This window comes from Telluria sp. Soil_C_11 (assembly GCF_057657395.1).
Window position 1 is genome coordinate 99,810 of record NZ_JBDGIN010000005.1, and the last position, 16,258, is coordinate 116,067.

17 protein-coding genes are annotated in these 16,258 nt (G+C 67.3%); 12 read left to right on the forward strand and 5 right to left on the reverse strand.

All coding sequences use genetic code 11. The features are described 5' to 3' along the window. Positions 1-268 precede the first annotated feature (268 nt). The 6 genes from AC3A6M_RS10730 to AC3A6M_RS10755 all read left to right on the forward strand — a co-directional run bounded on the left by AC3A6M_RS10730 (position 269) and on the right by AC3A6M_RS10755 (position 5,207). Positions 269-832, forward strand: a complete 564-nt coding sequence (locus AC3A6M_RS10730; protein WP_487852711.1) for a ProQ/FINO family protein — start codon at positions 269-271, stop codon at positions 830-832. A gap of 18 nt (positions 833-850) precedes the next feature. Then, positions 851-1,564, forward strand: coding sequence for a 3'-5' exonuclease (locus AC3A6M_RS10735; RefSeq protein ID WP_487852712.1), 714 nt, complete (start codon positions 851-853; stop codon positions 1,562-1,564). Positions 1,565-1,606: 42 nt separating this feature from the next. Continuing rightward, positions 1,607-2,026, forward strand: coding sequence for a c-type cytochrome (locus AC3A6M_RS10740; RefSeq protein ID WP_487852713.1), 420 nt, complete (start codon positions 1,607-1,609; stop codon positions 2,024-2,026). Positions 2,027-2,121: 95 nt separating this feature from the next. After that, positions 2,122-2,922 (forward strand): c-type cytochrome, encoded by an 801-nt coding sequence (locus tag AC3A6M_RS10745; RefSeq protein WP_487852714.1) that lies wholly within the window; start codon positions 2,122-2,124, stop codon positions 2,920-2,922. After that, positions 2,919-4,175: a c-type cytochrome gene (locus AC3A6M_RS10750; RefSeq protein WP_487852715.1), complete on the forward strand. Its 1,257-nt coding sequence runs from the start codon at positions 2,919-2,921 to the stop codon at positions 4,173-4,175. The genes AC3A6M_RS10745 and AC3A6M_RS10750 overlap by 4 nt, the downstream gene beginning before the upstream one ends. 186 nt (positions 4,176-4,361) lie before the next feature. Beyond that, entirely contained in the window at positions 4,362-5,207 is an 846-nt protein-coding gene (locus AC3A6M_RS10755) for a PEP-CTERM sorting domain-containing protein (RefSeq protein WP_487852716.1), read from the forward strand. A 94-nt stretch (positions 5,208-5,301) separates the two neighbouring features. Here AC3A6M_RS10755 and AC3A6M_RS10760 read toward each other — a convergent pair whose 3' ends face one another. Together AC3A6M_RS10760 and AC3A6M_RS10765 are read right to left on the reverse strand one after the other, a co-directional pair. Further along, positions 5,302-6,423 carry a type IV pilus twitching motility protein PilT gene (locus tag AC3A6M_RS10760; protein WP_487852717.1) on the reverse strand — a complete coding sequence of 374 codons (1,122 nt, stop codon included), beginning with the start codon at positions 6,421-6,423 and terminating at the stop codon, positions 5,302-5,304. Positions 6,424-6,534: 111 nt separating this feature from the next. Next, complete coding sequence (locus AC3A6M_RS10765; protein ID WP_487852718.1) at positions 6,535-7,008, reverse strand: DMT family transporter; 474 nt, start codon at positions 7,006-7,008, stop codon at positions 6,535-6,537. Positions 7,009-7,111: 103 nt separating this feature from the next. Here AC3A6M_RS10765 and AC3A6M_RS10770 point away from each other — a divergent pair, with 103 nt between their 5' ends. Both AC3A6M_RS10770 and AC3A6M_RS10775 read left to right on the forward strand, forming a co-directional pair. Further along, positions 7,112-8,077: a hypothetical protein gene (locus AC3A6M_RS10770; RefSeq protein ID WP_487852719.1), complete on the forward strand. Its 966-nt coding sequence runs from the start codon at positions 7,112-7,114 to the stop codon at positions 8,075-8,077. Between the two features lie 140 nt (positions 8,078-8,217). Continuing rightward, on the forward strand, positions 8,218-8,991 hold the full coding sequence (locus tag AC3A6M_RS10775; RefSeq protein ID WP_487852720.1) for a head GIN domain-containing protein: 774 nt from the start codon (positions 8,218-8,220) through the stop codon (positions 8,989-8,991). A gap of 66 nt (positions 8,992-9,057) precedes the next feature. Here the strand turns inward: AC3A6M_RS10775 and AC3A6M_RS10780 are convergent, their stop codons facing one another. Genes AC3A6M_RS10780 through purU form a run of 3 tightly spaced genes read right to left on the reverse strand, consistent with a single transcriptional unit; the run spans position 9,058 to position 10,976 of the window. Further along, positions 9,058-9,507: a copper chaperone PCu(A)C gene (locus AC3A6M_RS10780; RefSeq protein WP_487852721.1), complete on the reverse strand. Its 450-nt coding sequence runs from the start codon at positions 9,505-9,507 to the stop codon at positions 9,058-9,060. Between the two features lie 19 nt (positions 9,508-9,526). Next, positions 9,527-10,075 carry a YaeQ family protein gene (locus AC3A6M_RS10785; protein WP_487852722.1) on the reverse strand — a complete coding sequence of 183 codons (549 nt, stop codon included), beginning with the start codon at positions 10,073-10,075 and terminating at the stop codon, positions 9,527-9,529. A 31-nt stretch (positions 10,076-10,106) separates the two neighbouring features. Beyond that, positions 10,107-10,976 (reverse strand): formyltetrahydrofolate deformylase, encoded by an 870-nt coding sequence (gene purU, locus AC3A6M_RS10790; RefSeq protein WP_487852723.1) that lies wholly within the window; start codon positions 10,974-10,976, stop codon positions 10,107-10,109. Positions 10,977-11,199: 223 nt separating this feature from the next. Between purU and AC3A6M_RS10795 the strand changes: the two genes are divergently transcribed. The 4 genes from AC3A6M_RS10795 (at position 11,200) to AC3A6M_RS10810 (ending at position 16,250) form a co-directional block, all read left to right on the forward strand. Further along, entirely contained in the window at positions 11,200-12,231 is a 1,032-nt protein-coding gene (locus AC3A6M_RS10795) for an NADP-dependent oxidoreductase (RefSeq protein WP_487852724.1), read from the forward strand. Positions 12,232-12,364: 133 nt separating this feature from the next. Continuing rightward, positions 12,365-12,697 (forward strand): KGG domain-containing protein, encoded by a 333-nt coding sequence (locus AC3A6M_RS10800; RefSeq protein WP_435570584.1) that lies wholly within the window; start codon positions 12,365-12,367, stop codon positions 12,695-12,697. A 165-nt stretch (positions 12,698-12,862) separates the two neighbouring features. After that, positions 12,863-13,384, forward strand: a complete 522-nt coding sequence (locus tag AC3A6M_RS10805) for a M48 metallopeptidase family protein (RefSeq protein ID WP_487852725.1) — start codon at positions 12,863-12,865, stop codon at positions 13,382-13,384. Between the two features lie 169 nt (positions 13,385-13,553). After that, complete coding sequence (locus AC3A6M_RS10810) at positions 13,554-16,250, forward strand: sensor domain-containing diguanylate cyclase (protein ID WP_487852726.1); 2,697 nt, start codon at positions 13,554-13,556, stop codon at positions 16,248-16,250. Positions 16,251-16,258: the final 8 nt, after the last annotated feature.

Genomic DNA, 16,258 nt, shown 5'->3' on the forward strand with positions numbered 1-16,258 from the left:
CGATAATTGAAATATCCGATAATGGATATAACGAATTCGCATACTGGTGAACACGTGGTCCCGTCATCCGAGCCCTTGGCCGGTCTGCGTCGGCGCAAGCCCTACGCAAGGAAAGGGGCGGATCATACACGATTTCTTGCCGCCGCGCCCGCCGCACACGAAGGAAATCGCGGTCGGCCGGCAGCGACGACGAACCCTTACACAGCTCAGCGGCACATGTGCCGTCTTGCATGCTATCCTTCCGCTTCCTGTTCTTACCATGAAGTCAATGAATACGATTAGTCCTGTCGCCGCATCCCCCGAGGCGAACGAAAACAACGCCGCCAACGCCACGCCGGAATCCGCGGTTTCCCCGGGCGGCGAAAGCAGCGCGCCGGCTTCCCTCGACGCCGCCGCCGCACCGGAGGCCACCGCCCCGGCAGCCGGCGCTCCGGCCGCCGACTCGCCGCGCGCCCTGCTCAAGCAGCTGCAGCAGCAGTTCCCGGCCTTCCGCAACTGCCTGCCACTCGAGATCGGCATCGACAAGCAACTGCTGTCGCGCATGCCCGACCTGAACCGCAAGCTGATGCGCGCCGCGCTCGGCATCCACACCGGTTCGATGCGCTACCTGCGCGCGATGGAAAAGGCCACGGTGCGCTACGACCTGGACGGCAAGGCCGGCGCCGAGGTCACCGACACCCACCGCCAGCACGCCAAGGAACTGTTGCAGCAACGCTTCAAGAAGGAAGCCGAGCGCAAGAAGGCCGAGCGCGAAGCCGCCGCCCAGGTCGAAGCGGAGCGCAAGCGCCAGGAAAAGCTGCAGCAGCTGGCATCCAAGTTTTCGCGCAAGTGAGCGGTCATCACTGATCATATGAGCGAAACCGCACCAGCCACCGAGGAAACCCTGCCGCCCTACCAGGGCATTGCGCTTTCCGACGTGCGCCTGGTGCGCTCCCGCGAGGATGCGGAGAACGCCCTCGCGGCCCTGATGGCTGCGGACAGCATCGGCTTCGACACCGAATCCAAGCCGACCTTCCAGAAAGGCGAAGTGTCGACCGGGCCGCACCTGGTGCAGCTCGCCACCGACAGCCACGCTTACCTGTTCCAGGTCGGCGCCGGTGCGGCGCCCGCGCCGGGCGCGGCGCACCTGGTCGAGGTGCTGCGCGCGGTGCTGGAATCGCCGGCGATCCTGAAAGTCGGCTTCGGCCTCGGCGACGACCTGCGCCGCCTGCGCGCCAAGCTCGGCATCGAGACCCGCAACGTGATCGACCTCGCCACCGCCCTGCGCGACGTCGAGCGGCGCGAGCGCAATGCCTGGGGCGCCAAGACCGCGGTCGAGCGCTACTTCGGACGCCGCCTGCAGAAGTCGCGCCGCATCACCACCACCAACTGGGCGCTGCCGCGCCTGTCCGAACAGCAGATCCAGTACGCGGCCGACGATGCCCACGTCGCCCTGCGCATCTACCGCCACTGGAAAGAACACTTCCCGGCCGCCGCCACGATGGCTGCGGCCAACGCCGCCCGGCTCGCCGCACGCGCCGCCGCCCAGGCCCGCGCCGGACAGCAGTCGCCGACCCAGGCCTGACCGCCCGCCACGATGTTCCATGCCGCCGCCTATAATCGCGGCATGACGCGTTTTCTCCTGCCCGCCCTGCTGCTCCCGCTGACGATCCTGCAAGGCTGCGCGCCTTCCGGCACCGATGCCGCCACCGGCGAGCGCGTGTTCAGGCAATGCGCGTCCTGCCACCAGGTCGGCGCCAACGCCCGCGGCGGCTTCGGCCCGCAACTGAACGGCCTGTTCGGCCGCCGCGCCGGCGCCACGCCCGACTTTGCGTACTCGGAGGCGATGAAGCGCTCCGGCATCGTCTGGGACGAACGCACCCTGTCGGCTTTCCTGCACGACCCGGGCAAGCTGGTGCCGGGCACCAACATGCGCTTCTGGGGCATCGGCGACGACAACGAGATCGCCGCGCTGCTGGCCTATCTGCGCACTTTCCAGCAGGCCGACCAGCCCGCCACGACCGGCGCGCCATCGGCGCCGCGCTGAATCTTGCCTGAATAAAAATATTGCCGGTCGATTAAGCCGGCACGGTATGATGGCGGGATCGCGCACGAGCATCCCCTCATCGACAGGAATCCATCATGCGAGGCATCTTCCGTTCCCTGGCCGTGGTGTGCGGCTGGGCATGGCTGGCCTGCGCCGCGGCCCAGCCGCAGCAAGGCCGCCCAGGTCAACCAAGCACCGTTCCCGGCAGCCTGGCCCAGCGCCTGAGCGCCTGCACCTCTTGCCACGGCAGCGCATCGGCGCCGCCGGCGGCGCCCGGCTCCGGCGGCGAGCGCCAGTACTTCCCGCGCATCGCCGGCAAGCCGGCTGGCTATCTCTACAACCAGCTGATCAATTTCCGCGAAGGCCGGCGCCAGTATCCGCTGATGACCTGGATGGTCCAGCACCTGTCGGACGATTACCTGCACGAGATCGCCACTTATTTTTCGACCCAGCACCTGCCGGTCCCCGTGCTCGACCGCGCCAGCCTGCCGCCCGCCGAACTGGAACGCGGCCGCCAGCTGGTCACGCGCGGCGATGCCGCGCTGAACGTGCCGGCGTGCATCGCCTGCCACGGCGACCGCCTGACCGGCGCCCTGCCGGCCATTCCCGGCCTGACCGGCCTGCCGCGCGACTACATCAACGCCCAGTTCGGCGCCTGGCGCAACGGCAGCCGCCATGCCCTCGCCCCGGACTGCATGGGAACCATCGCCTCGCGCCTGAGCCTGGCCGACGTGTCGGCGATCTCGGCCTGGCTGGCCAGCGAACCGCTGCCGGCCGACCCGGCGCCCGCGCAAGGCGTCCCGCGGCCCCTGCCGCTGGCTTGCGGCAGCGCCCCGGAGCAGCGACCCGTGGTGCAGCAACCCGTGGTGCAGCGACCCGGGGTGCAGAAACCATGACGCGCCGCATCCCGATCGCGCTCGGCGTCCTGCTCGTCCTCCTGCTTGGCGCACTGCTGCTGGCCTGGCCGCGCGCCGAGTTCATTCCATCCCGCTCGCCGCAAGCCTGGGCGCCCAGCGCCGGCAACATCGCGCGCGGCGCCTACCTGGCGCGGGCCGGCGATTGCGCCGCCTGCCACACCGCGCGCGGCGGCCAGGCCTACGCCGGCGGGCGCGCGGTCGACACGCCGTTCGGCCGGGTGATGGCGCCCAACATCACGCCGGACCGCGAGACCGGCATCGGCGCCTGGACCGCCGACGATTTCTGGAATGCCCTGCACAACGGTATCGGCAGCCAAGGGCGCCTGCTGTATCCCGCCTTCCCCTATCCGAGCTACACGAAGGTGACGCGCGACGATGCCGACGCCCTGTTCGCCTACCTGCGCAGCCTCCCTCCGGCGCGCCAGCCGAACCAGCCACACACCCTGCGCTTCCCCTACGACAGCCAGGCGGCGCTGGCGGCCTGGCGCCTGCTGTATTTCAAGCCCGGCGTCCACACCCCGGAACCGGGCCGCGGCGCGGACTGGAACCGCGGCGCCTACCTGGTCGAGGGCCTCGGCCACTGCAGCGCCTGCCACAGCCCGCGCAACAGCCTGGGCGCGAGCGGCCCGGGACTGCGCGGCGGCCTGATCCCCGTACTGGACTGGTACGCGCCCTCGCTCGCCGCCAGCGATCCTGACCTCGCGCAGCTGCTGCGCACCGGCGTCTCGCCGCAGGGCGTCGTGTCCGGGCCGATGGCGGAAGTGGTCGGCCGCAGCCTGCAGCACCTGACCGACGCCGACATCGGTGCGATGGCTGCTTATCTGAAGTCGCTGCCGGGCGAAACGGAACAGCGCGCAGCGGCCGCGCCGCCGCCGGAAGCGCTGATGAAGCTGGGCGGCAATCTCTACGGCCAGCATTGCGCCGATTGCCACGGCAAGGACGGCCGCGGCGCCGCCAGCGAGGATGGCGGCCCCGCCTATCCGCCGCTGGCCGGCAACCGCACGTTGGCGATGACGGAACCGGTGAATGCGATCCGCATCGTGCTCAATGGCGGATTCGCGCCGGCCACCGGGGGCAATCCCCGCCCCTACGGCATGCCGCCCTACAGCCCGGTATTGAGCGATGCCGAGGTGGCGGCGGTGCTGAGCTATGCGCGCGCCAGCTGGGGCAACGCAGCGCCGGTGGTGACGCCGGCGGAGGTCAACGCCTACCGGGCGGTACCGCTGAACTGATGAGCTTTGCTGTCGGGAAATTTTACACTTGCTCAAATATATTGGCACTATGGCAATTCGAGATTATCGGAAGAAAGGCACAAAACCCTTATTGAACAAGGCCTTAGTCCATATATTGAGCGAGCTGGCATCTATCTTGCTTCGCTTGAATGGTCGGTTTCGTTGATCAACCTTAAATAAGAAATCATGAAAAAAATTCTTGCCGCCTTAGCCGTCGCCTTCACCAGCCTCAGCGCCACCGCAGCCCCGGCCACCTATCTGCCGCCGGGCGGGATCTACCTGAAGTACACGGGCCAGGAGCAGATCGCCATCAACGGCGCGACCACCTTTGCCGGCACCAAGGAAATCAACTGGGGCGTGTTCGTCGTGTCGACCCTGGAAACCGGCGATATCAACACGCCGCATGACCAGCTCGACCCGAGCGGCGATATCTTCTTCGTCAACAAGCAGGATGGCGGCCAGATCACCGGCATGTTCTACGGCGTCGAAGCCGGCATCCCTTCGCTGGACAACCCCTTCCCGGCCACCAAGGGCTATATGGACCTGTACTGGCGCGACCTCGACAAGATGAGCGCCACTTCGCTGACCGGCACTGCGAACAACGTCCGCTGCGGCTATGACTGCGCCAAGGGCTACACCGAAGGCACTTTCCTGGCCCGCCTGTTCTTCGATACCGGCATGGATTCCACCAACCCGTCGAACACCATCGTCGGCAACAAGGTTCCTAGCAGCAAAGGCTTCTCGGGCCAGGCCGATTCCTACGCCTCGGTCGACATGTCGAAAGTGGGCCTGTGGAGCGAGCAGCTGAACTCGGACTATTTCCTGAACAGCGAAGGCGCCCGTGACCTGCGCTTCAAGAACAGCTACAACTACAACAAGAACTGGAACGACAAGAACAACAGCAACATCCTGGGCGCCCGCGTGGACGATCCGGGCCAGGCATACGCCCTGCCCGAGCCGGGTGCACTGTCGCTGATGGGCCTGGCGATGATCGGCATGGGCGCCGCCCTGCGCCGCCGCGCGCGCAAGTAATCGGTCGAGCACGAATGAAAATCGCCGGCGTTTGCCGGCGATTTTTTTTGGCGCTGTTCGCATTAAGTGTGGAAACACTTAATGCAAACAGCGCCTACACCATCTCCGCAAAGCCGATGCGGTCGGTGGTGGCCGCCCGCGCATCGTCGACCCCGACCTTGTGCGAGGCCAGCAGCCCTTCCAGCACGCTGTTCATCGTGTGGCAGCCCGGATCGCGGCCGGCGTTCATGTGGGTGCGGATGGCGCCCAGGTCGCCCTGCTCGATCATGCCGGCCACCGCCGGGCTGATGCTCAGGCATTCGGTCGCGAGGTGGTAGCGGTTGCCCTGCTTGGACGGCAGCAGCGCCTGGCACAGCACGCCGCGCAGCGCGTGCGCCAGGGCCTGGCTCTGGGCGTCGGAATTGCCGAGCAGGCGCAGCATTTTCTGCAGGCCCAGCTCGGTCGAGCGCGCGTGCAGGGTCGCCAGCACCAGCGGGCCCGATTCGGCCAGCGCCAGCGCTTCCTGGGCGGTCTGGGCGTCGCGGATCTCGCCGATCACGATCACGTCCGGGCGCTCGCGCAGCGCATCCAGGGCGCCGAGGTAATAGCTGTCGACGTCGCCGTCGACGCCCACTTCGCGCTGGGTGATGATGCACTTGCGCTGCGGGATCAGGGTCTCGACCGGGTCTTCGATGGTGATGATGTGGCCGGAACGCTGCCGGTTGATCTCGTCGAGGATCGAGGCGATGGTGGTCGACTTGCCCTGGCAGGTGTCGCCGATGATCAGCACCAGGCCGCTGGTCAGGCGCGCGAATTCCTGCTCGTCCGGGTGCAGGCCCAGCTCGGCCAGCGGCAAGGGCTCCTTCGGGAAGCGGCGGATCACGCAGCCCAGGCGCTTCTTGCCCTGGAAACTGAAGCAGTTGGCGCGGATCCGCGCCGTGTGCAGGTCGATCGACCGGTCGAAGGCGCGCTCCTGGATGCGCTCGGACCAGTTCGGCTCGATGACGTCGAAGAACTCTTCCAGCTCCTCCTTCGTGATCGGCGAATCCGTGACCGCCACCAGGCCCTTCGGCTGGCGCAGCATCAGCGGACTGTTCTGGTGAATGATGATGTCCGAAAACACCAGCTTCGAGTTCAGCAGGTGCAGGATCTGCTCGACCAGGGTGCCGAACACCGGATGGTCTTCATTTTCGATATACGAAAGAGTGGGAATCTGCGAGGACTGGTGGTATTCCATCGGGTGATCGATGATAGAAGTGGAAACTTGCGATGCATTTATTATAAAACCAGCAGCGCCAGAAAGTTCCACTTGGAAAGAGATTTTTTCGTGTGAAAAACTTACAACAACTCAGCGGCCGAACGCCGCCGCGATCCGGTCGCCGAACAGGGCCAGCGCCACGCCCACGATCATGACGGCCGCGCCCGCCAGCCGCAGCACCGACACCTTGCGCATGGCGACGTTCACCAGGCCGAAGTGGTCGATCGCCATCGAGGTCAGGAGCTGGCCGGCGATCACCAGCACGACCAGGTTCAGCAGGCCGATGCGCGGCACCAGCAGCACCGTGCAGAAGATGAAGGCAGCGCCGAGCAGGCCGCCGGAAAATTTCCACAGCGGCTGCTGCGGCAGGGCCGCCAGCGCGTCGGGCAAGCCGCCGCGGACACAGGCGACCACGGCCAGCGCCGCCGAGCCGCACAGGAAGGAGATCAGGGCGGCCACCACCGAGTTGGCGCCGACCGCGGCCGCCATCTGGCTGTTGATGGCGGCCTGGAAGGAGACGGCGATGCCGGCGCCGAAAGCGACGAGGAACAACAGGAGAGTCATGAGGAAAATACGGGCAAAAAGCGCAGGATTGTAGCGAAATCGGGCGGACTTGCGAAGACACCGGACTGGTCAGCCGGCATGGTGTGCGCATATACTGCGCGGCGTGCCGACCAACAATAGCCCACTGACAACACCCAGCGCTTCCCGCGCTGCCTGCGCCGCCGACCAGCCGATCCGCTGGCCGGCCCTGTTCCTCATGTTCGGCATGCTTGCCTGGACGCTCATGATCTGGCGCTGGGGTGGCACGGTCGAGGATTCCCAGGCGTATTTCGACACCGCCCGGCATTTTCGCGGCGAGATCGGCGTCGCGGAACTGCGCGCGCCCTTCCCCTATCGCACCCTGGTGCCCGCCGTCGCCGCCCTCCTGCCGGGGGACCTGCGCCAGGCCTTTGCGGCCCTGAACTGGCTGTGCATGACGGCCAGCGCCTGCCTGATGAGCGCCGTGGCCCTGCGCGCCGGCCTCGACAGCAAGCGCGCCGTCGGCGCCGGGGTCATGATGCTGGTGGCGCTGCCGACCTTCTGGTACGCCCCCTACCTGCTGGTCGATCCGGCTTCGGTCTGCGCGCGCAGCGCCTTCGTGCTGGCCGTGCTCGCGGGCCAGCCCTGGCTGGCCGCCCTGGCCGGCGTCCTCGGGACCGCGGTGCGCGAGGAGAACATCCTGTTGCTGGCCTGGCTCCTCGGCACGCGCCGCATCGCGCCTGCGGGCGGCCTGGCGGCCCTGGCGGCGGCCGGCGCCTGGCTGGTGGCGGTCCGCTTCTGGCTGCTCACGGGCCTGCCGGCGTATACCTGGGAACCGAGCTGGTGGACCGTCCGCCACGCGCTGCACGACGTCCGCTCGATCGCCTCGATCCTCGGTTCCTGCCTGCCCATCGTCCCCCTCGCGATCCTCGGCTGGCGCCAGGCGCCGGCGCCGCTGAAGCCATTTCGCAGCCTGCTGGTGCTGATGGCCCTGCCTCCCCTGTACGCAGCCCTGTGCGTGCGGGTCGAGGGCCGGATCGTGTGGGGCCTGTATCCCTTCCTGATCCCGTTCGCGGCGGCCTGGCTGCGCACGCCGCGCGCCGTCTCCTGACCTTGCCGGCGGCCCACGCCGCCTATCCGCAATCTGGCACGCCGGCCGTGCAGTTCGTCGCAAAGCGCCCGCGCGCATGGCTTGTCTTGCTTAAGATGCAGTCATCGATTACCGACAACAAGATTCAAGGAGGACTCACCATGACCATCGACGTTTCCCGCCGCAGCCTGCTGGCCGCCTGCACCCTCGCCTTTGCCGCCACCGCCATGACGGTCCCGGCCCTGGCCGGCGACTGGAGCTGGGGCCGCAGCGAACAGGTGCAGGGCAACGGCAACATCAAGCGCCAGTCGCGCGAGGTCCGTAACTTCAACGGCCTGGCCTTTTCCCTGCCGGGCCAGGTCGAGATCCGTACCGGCAACAGCGAAGGGCTCACCATCGAGACCGACGACAACCTGCTGCCGCTGATCGAGACGGTGGTCGAGGACGGCACCCTGAAGATCCGCAACAAGAACAAGGTCAACATCCAGACCCGCCACCTGAAGATCGTGGTGCAGGCGCGCGAACTGGACCGGCTGGCGCTGGCCGGCTCCGGCAGCATCGATGCCGACCGCGTGAACGGCTCGCGTGTGACGTTCGACGTCGGCGGCTCCGGCAGCATCCGGGTGCGCAAGGCCGAAGGCCAGTCGATCAATGTGAACCTGGGCGGCAGCGGCGACCTGAAGGTGGATGAAGGCAGCGCGCGCAGCCTGTCGGCCTCGATCGGCGGTTCCGGCAAGGTGGACATGGCGCGCGTGCGCCTGGAGACGGCCAGCGTGACGGTGGCCGGCTCGGGCGACGCGACCCTGTGGATACGCGACAGCCTGAGCATGACGGTGGCCGGCTCCGGTGACGTCAATTACTACGGCGATCCGCAGGTCAGCAAGTCGGTGGTCGGCTCCGGCAACGCGCGCCGCCTGGGCGCCGCGCCGCGCTGAACGATCGTCGGGCGGGCGCTGGATGCCGGGGGCATCGATCGGGTGCCCACGCGCGATGTTCGCCTATCAATGCGCGGCCGGGGCCGAGTAGGTGAGCGGCCTGACCGGCGCCGACACCTCGACGGTCTCGCGCTTGCCGGCCGCGTCGGCCACGGTCAGCGTCAGCGGCACCTGCTCGCCTTCCTTGAGCTGGCGTTGCAGGTCGAACAGCATGACGTGGTAGCCGCCGGAGGCCAGGTTCACGGTCTGGCCGGCCGGCAGGTCGATGGCGTCGACCGCGCGCATGCGCATGGTCTGGCCTTCCATCGCCATCTGGTGCAGCTCGACGCGGCCCGCAACCGGGGTCTTGACGCCGACCAGCTTCGCCGGCTTCGCGGATTTCAGTTGCATGAAAGCCCCGGCCACCTTCTGCTGGGGCACGGTGGCGCGCACCCATGGGTCGCTGACGCTGACCTGGGCCAGCGCCGGCAGGGAAACGAAGCCGGCAAGCGCCAGCGCGAGTAGACGTCGGTTCATGGCTGTTCTATCCAATCAATTAATAGGTACGTTCCGCAAGCAGCGTTTCGCGCTCGACCTGCACGGTGTCAAGGCCGTCGGTCAGCCACACCTGGCCGTCCTGGATCGTGCACTGCAACTGCATGTTGCGCTTGGCCATGCGCTCCAGCGCGGCGCTGGTCTCGGCCGCGATGTTGACGACGGTGATGTTGCGCGCGCGGTCGATCTGCTTGGCGATCTGCTTGAACCAGATGTGGCTGACGGCGCTGTAGCTGTACACGACCACGTGCTCCGAACGGCCGCTGGCCTTCATCAGGCGGCGCTCGTCGGGCTGGCCGACCTCGATCCAGGTCTGGATCGCCCCGGTCAGGTCCTTCAGCCACAGGGCCGGCTCCTCGACGTCGAACAGGTCCTTGCCGAACGCCAGCGCCTCGTCGGCGTGCAGGGCGAAGGCGAGCAGGCGGATCATCACCCGCTCGTCGGTTTCCGAAGGATGGCGCGCGATGGTGAGCGCGTGCTCCTGGTAGTAATTGCGGTCCATGTCCGCGATGCTCAGGTCTGCCTTGTAGATCGTTGCTTTCAGGGCCATCTGCTTGTTCTATCTTTCTGTTCTGGTGCAGTCAGCTGAATACGACGGTCTTGTCGCCGTTCAGCAGGATGCGGTGTTCCACGAACCACTTGACCGCGCGCGCCAGCACGACGCTTTCGACATCGCGCCCGATCGCCGTCAGCGCCTCGGCGTTCATCGCGTGATCGACCCGCTCGACGTCCTGCTCGATGATCGGGCCTTCGTCCAGGTCGCCGGTGACGAAATGGGCGGTGGCGCCGATCAGCTTGACGCCGCGCCGGTGCGCCTGGGCATACGGGCGCGCTCCCTTGAAGCTGGGCAGGAAGGAATGGTGGATGTTGATCGCCCTGCCCTTCAATGCCTCGCACAGCCCCGGCGACAGGATCTGCATGTAGCGCGCCAGCACGACCAGGTCGATCCGGTGCCGGTCCAGCAGCTCGATGATGCGGCTTTCCTGCGCCAGCTTGTCGGATTCGCTGGCGCCGGCCTCGAGCGGCAAGTGGTGAAAGGGGATATTGTAACTGGCCGCGAGCTGGTAGAACTCCATGTGGTTGGAGACGATGGCCGGAATCTCCACCGGCAGCAGCCCGCTGCGGTAGCGGAACAGCAGGTCGTTCAGGCAGTGGCCGATCTTCGACACCATGATCAGCACGCGCGGCTTGCGCGCGGCGTCGTGCAGCTGGCCCGAGGCGTTCAAATGCACGCACAGGGCGTCGAAGCCGGCGCGCAGGGTGGCATCCGAGACGTCCGGCTCCTCCAGCGCGAAGTGGATGCGCATGAAAAACAGCTTCGATTCCGGATCGCCGAACTGGTCGGAATCGATGATATTGCAGCCATGCTCGGCCAGGAAGCCGGACACGCGCAGGACGATGCCGCGCTGGTCCAGGCAGGACAGGGTCAGGATGTATTCTGGGTGCGTCATGAGGGCGTTTCGATGATGGTTGGATGAGATGGCTTCTGGCATTGTCGCATGCGCTTGCAAAATAAGCAGGCACGCAACCAAGCCGTCGTTCCCGCGTAGGCGGGAACCCAAGTTTGCCAGCGTTCCGGTAACTCAAGCAGAACTTGGATCCCCGCCTTCGCGGGGACGACGTGCATAGCTTTCCGATATAGTTAGCAAGTCCACATCTCACACAGGGAACCCCATGTCCACCTCCACCCAGACCAACCAGCAACTCCGCCTCGCCTCCCGCCCGGTCGGCCTGCCGACGCAGGCCAACTGGCAGCTCGCCGAAGAACCCCTGCCGCCGCTGGAAGACGGCCAGGTCCGCGTCAAGGTGCTGTACCTGTCGCTCGACCCGGCGATGCGCGGCTGGATGAACGAAGGGAAATCGTATATCCGCCCGGTGGCGATCGGCGAGGTGATGCGCGCCGGCGCGGTGGGCGTGGTGGTGGAATCGCGTTCGCCGCGCTTCGCCGTGGGCGAGCACGTCAGCGGCACCTTCGGCGTGCAGCGTTTCTGGACCGGCCCGGCCGAGGACAAGGGCAGCCCGCTGGTGAAGATCGACCCCGCGCTGGCGCCCCTGCCCGCCTGGCTGAACGTGCTGGGCATGCCGGGCATGACGGCGTACTTCGGCCTGACCGAGATCGGCCAGCCCAAGGCCGGCGAGACGGTGGTGGTGTCGGCGGCGGCAGGCGCGGTCGGGATGACGGTCGGCCAGATCGCCAAACACCTGGGCTGCCGCGTAGTGGGCATCGCCGGCGGCGCGGACAAATGCCGTTTCGTGGTCGAGCAGCTCGGCTTCGACGCCTGCATCGACTACAAGGAAGGCCAGCTCGCCCAGGGCCTCAGGCAGCACTGCCCGGACGGCGTGGACGTCTACTTCGACAACGTCGGCGGCGAAATCCTGGACACCGTCCTCACACGGATTAACATGAAAGCACGGATCGTGATCTGCGGCGCGATCTCGCAGTACAACAACACCACGCCGGTCCGCGGCCCGGCCAACTACCTGTCGCTGCTGGTGAACCGCGCGCGCATGGAGGGCATGGTGGTGTTCGACTACGCGCCGCGCTATCCGGAAGCCGTGGCCCGCCTCGGGCAGTGGCTGCGCGAGGGGAGCTTCAGGAGCCGCGAGCACGTGGTCGAGGGCTTCGAGAATTTCGTGCCCGCCCTGCTGATGCTGTTCGAGGGGAAGAACTTCGGCAAACTGGTGCTGAAGATCGCCGACGCCTGAGCCGAGGACCGGTCTCGCGCTGTCGGCAACACTTCGGCAGGAACTATTGCCTCCTTCGCCTCTCTAATCGCACGAGCGCATCCATGGACGCTCTCGGGTTTGATTCTTCACCGACAGGCACAAGGAGATCGATATGGCGACAAGCAAGGAAGGCGGCAAGAGCGCGAGCTCGGGCGGCAACGAGCAGAAAAGCCAGCCTGCCAAGCGCGGTTTCGCTGCGATGGACCAGAATCAGCAGCGTCAAATCGCCAGCAAGGGCGGCCAGGCCGCCCACCAGAAAGGAACGGCGCACGAATTCGATTCGGAGGAAGCGCGCCGTGCAGGCCAGAAAGGCGGGGAAGTGGTCAGCCGCAACCGCGCCCACATGGCCGACATCGGCCGCAAAGGCGGGGAAAGCCGGCAATCGGCCAACCGCGCCGCGGCAGCCGCCAAGGGGGGCAACCGCCAGGGCGGCAAGACGGAGTAAGATAAGGAAAGCGGCATCGCCAGGCTCCTTACCTGACCAGGGATGATTCCATCGGCCGCGCCGCCATGACCGGGTGCGGCCAATCCCTTTACCGGCTGCGTTGCGCCGGATCCCTCACCTTTGCGCACTCTACCGGGCTGCATCCTGTGCTAGAGTGCGCATCCCATGTCCGACCCGAACCACCTCAAATACCTCAGCGCCTATCCGGCCCACCTGCTCGACCAGGTGCGCCGCCTGATCGACGGCGGCAAGCTGGCCGACCACCTGCGCAGCCGCTACCCGCAGGCCCACGCGGTCCGCACCGACAAGGCCCTGTACGGCTATGTGCAGGATCTGAAGGATGCCTACCTGCGCAACGCCGAACCGGTCGCCAAGGTCGCCTTCGACAGCAAGATCGGCATCGTCCAGCAGGCCCTCGGCCTGCACACCGCCATCTCGCGGGTCCAGGGCGGCAAGCTGAAAGCCAAGCACGAGATCCGCATCGGCACCGTGTTCCGCGACGCCCCGCCCGAATTCCTGCGGATGATCGTCGTGCACGAACTGGCCCACTTGAAGGAAAAGCAGCACGACAAGGCCTTCTACAAGCTGTGCTGCTGGATGGAGCCGGACTACCACCAGTTCGAGTTCGACCTGCGGCTCTACCTCACCCAGCTGGAGCTGGGCGGCGAGCGGCTGTGGGGCGCATGACGAACCGTCAAGGCGCCCGCGCAACAGATTTCACAGATCTATCCACACGGAAATAGTTTCCATGCGGCACGCATGGTAGGATGAACTCATCGGTCGCCCCCGCCCCCGGCACCGAGCCTCGACCCGGCCTTTACCCCGCCGTTTGTCCATCTGGATGACTGGAGTGGCCATGCACCATCCGAACCCTGCTTCCGAACACACCCGACTTGCCGCACTCGCTTCGCTGGACGTCCTCGACACGCCCGCGGAACACCGCTTCGACCGCTTCACGCGTCTGGCCGCGATGACCTTCGGGGTCCCGGTCGCGCTGGTGTCGCTGGTCGACGAACACCGCCAGTGGTTCAAGTCGCGCTGCGGCCTGGACGTCACCGAAACGCCGCGCTCGATCGCCTTCTGCAGCCATACGGTGGCGCAGGACGGGATGCTGGTGGTCGAGGATGCCACCCTGGATCCGCGCTTCGCCGCGAATCCGCTGGTGGCCCGTGCGCCCCACGTCCGCTTTTATGCCGGCCAGCCGCTGCACAGCGACGGCCAGCCGGTCGGCACCCTGTGCATCGTCGACTACGCGCCGCGCACCTTCTCCGATCAGCAGCGCCAGGCCCTGCGCGACCTGGCCGACCTGGTCGAGGCGGAGCTGAACCACGTGAAGGTCGCCACCGCCCGCCTGATGGCCGAGCAGGCCCTGAAGGCCCTGAACACGGAACTCGAGCAGCGCGTCGCCGAGCGCACCGCCGAACTCGAGCGCAAGGTCGGCGAGCTGTCGCACGAGATCGCGCGCCGCAAGGAAGTCGAAGTCACGCTGCAGCACAGCGTGGACTGGAACCGCACCATCGTCGCCTCGTCCTGGAGCGGCTTCATCGGCGCCGATGCCGGCGGCCGCATCGTCGAATGGAATGCCTCGGCCGAGCGCATCTTCGGCTGGCCGCGCGCGCAGGCGCTCGGACGCAGCCTGTCCGAACTGATCGTGCCGCCCGCCTACCGCGCGCTGCACGAGGCGGGCATGCGGCGCTGCATCGAGACCGGCGACGGCCCGGTGCTGGACCGCAAGATCGAACTGCCGGCGCTGACCGCGAGCGGCCGCCAGATCATGGTCGAAATGACCATCAGCAGCTACGAATGGCAGGGCAAGCGCTGCTTCGGCGCTTTCATGAACGACATCTCGGAGCGCATCCGCACCCGCCAGCAGCTCGAAGAAAAGCAGGAGCTGCTGGACGCCGTGCTCGAGTCGGTCGACGTCGGCGTGATCGCCTGCGACGCGGTCGGCAACCTGTCGCTGTTCAACCGCGCGGCCCGCACCATCGTCGGGCGCGAGATGAAAACCATCGTGCCGGCCGAGTGGTCGCAGTACTACGCGATGTACCACGTCGACGGCCGCACGCCGCTGGCGATGGACGAGGTCCCGCTGGTGCGCGCGCTGAAGGGCGAAACCATCCGCGACGAGGCGATCGTCATCGAGCAGGCCAGCGGCGCGGCGCACACCCTGCTGGTCAGCGGCCGGCCCCTGCGCAGCGCTTCCGGCCGTCCGCTCGGCGCGGTGGTGGCGATGAAGGACATCACCGAGATCAACGCCTCGCGCGCCGAGCTGGAAGTCAACGAACGGCGCCTGCGCGCCATCACCGAGAACCTGCCGGCGCTGATCGGCAAGGTGAACGCGGCCGGCAGGTACGTCTACCTCAACGGCCATGCGCTGCGGGTGTTCGACCGCAGCGCCGACCAGCTGCTCGGGCACGAATTGGCTTGCGCCTACCGTCCCGAGGATTATGCGGTCCTCAGCCCCTGGTTCGCGCAGGCGCTGGCGGGCGAGACCGCGGTCTTCGAATACGTCTCGCGCTCGAGCGGGAAGGAGCTGCATTACCAGTGCTGCTTCGTCCCGCAGCGCACCGCGGGCGGCCAGCCGGACGGCTTCTATGCGATGGCCTTCGACATTACCGAACGCAAGGTGAGCGAGCTGCGCCTGGCCGAGAGCGAGGAACGGCTGCGCACCATCACCGACAACGTGCCGGTGCTGATCGCCCACCTCGACAGCGAGCGCCGCTACGTGTTCGCCAACGCCGTCCACCAGTCCTGGCTGGGCAAGCCGGCCGGGCAGATCATCGGCAAGACCATGGAAGAAGCCTTCGGCGCCGACTACCTCGCGCCGCAGGCGGCGGCGCTGGAACAGGCATGGAGCGGCCAGGCCTCGCAATGCGAGCACGAGATCGTGCGCAAGAAGCACACCCGCATCGCGCACACGACCTTCCTGCCGCAGCTGCGCGACGGCGTTGTCGCCGGCGTCTACGTGCTGACCACCGACGCCACCGTCTCGCGCATGCACGAGCGCAGCCTGCACGCGCTGGCGCACACCGACACCCTGACCGGGCTGCCGAACCGGCGCCACTTCGAGGCCGCCCTGCAGGGCGCCGTCCGCGCAGGGCATGCCGGGCGCGGCTCCGCCCTGCTGTACCTGGACGTCGACCACTTCAAGCGGATCAACGACCGCTACGGGCATGCGGTCGGCGACGCCGTGCTGGTCGAGTTCGCACGCCGCCTGCGCGGCGCGGTGCGCGACTCCGACCTGGTCTCGCGCCTGGCCGGCGACGAATTCACGGTGCTGCTGCACGACGTCGCCGGCGAGGCCGACGTCGAGGCGGTGGCGCACAAGATCCTCGCCGCGATGCGCACGCCGTTCGAGCTCGATGCGCTGGTCCTGCAGGTCGGCACCTCGATCGGCGCCGCGCTGGCCGACCAGCCGGACCCGCCGCCGGCGCGCCTGCTGGACGCCGCCGACCGCGCCCTGTACGCCGCCAAGCAGGCCGGGCGCAACACCTTCGCCATGCTGCGCCTGGGCCGTGGCCACATGCACGGCCTGGCGATGGCGCACGGCTGACGCGGCTC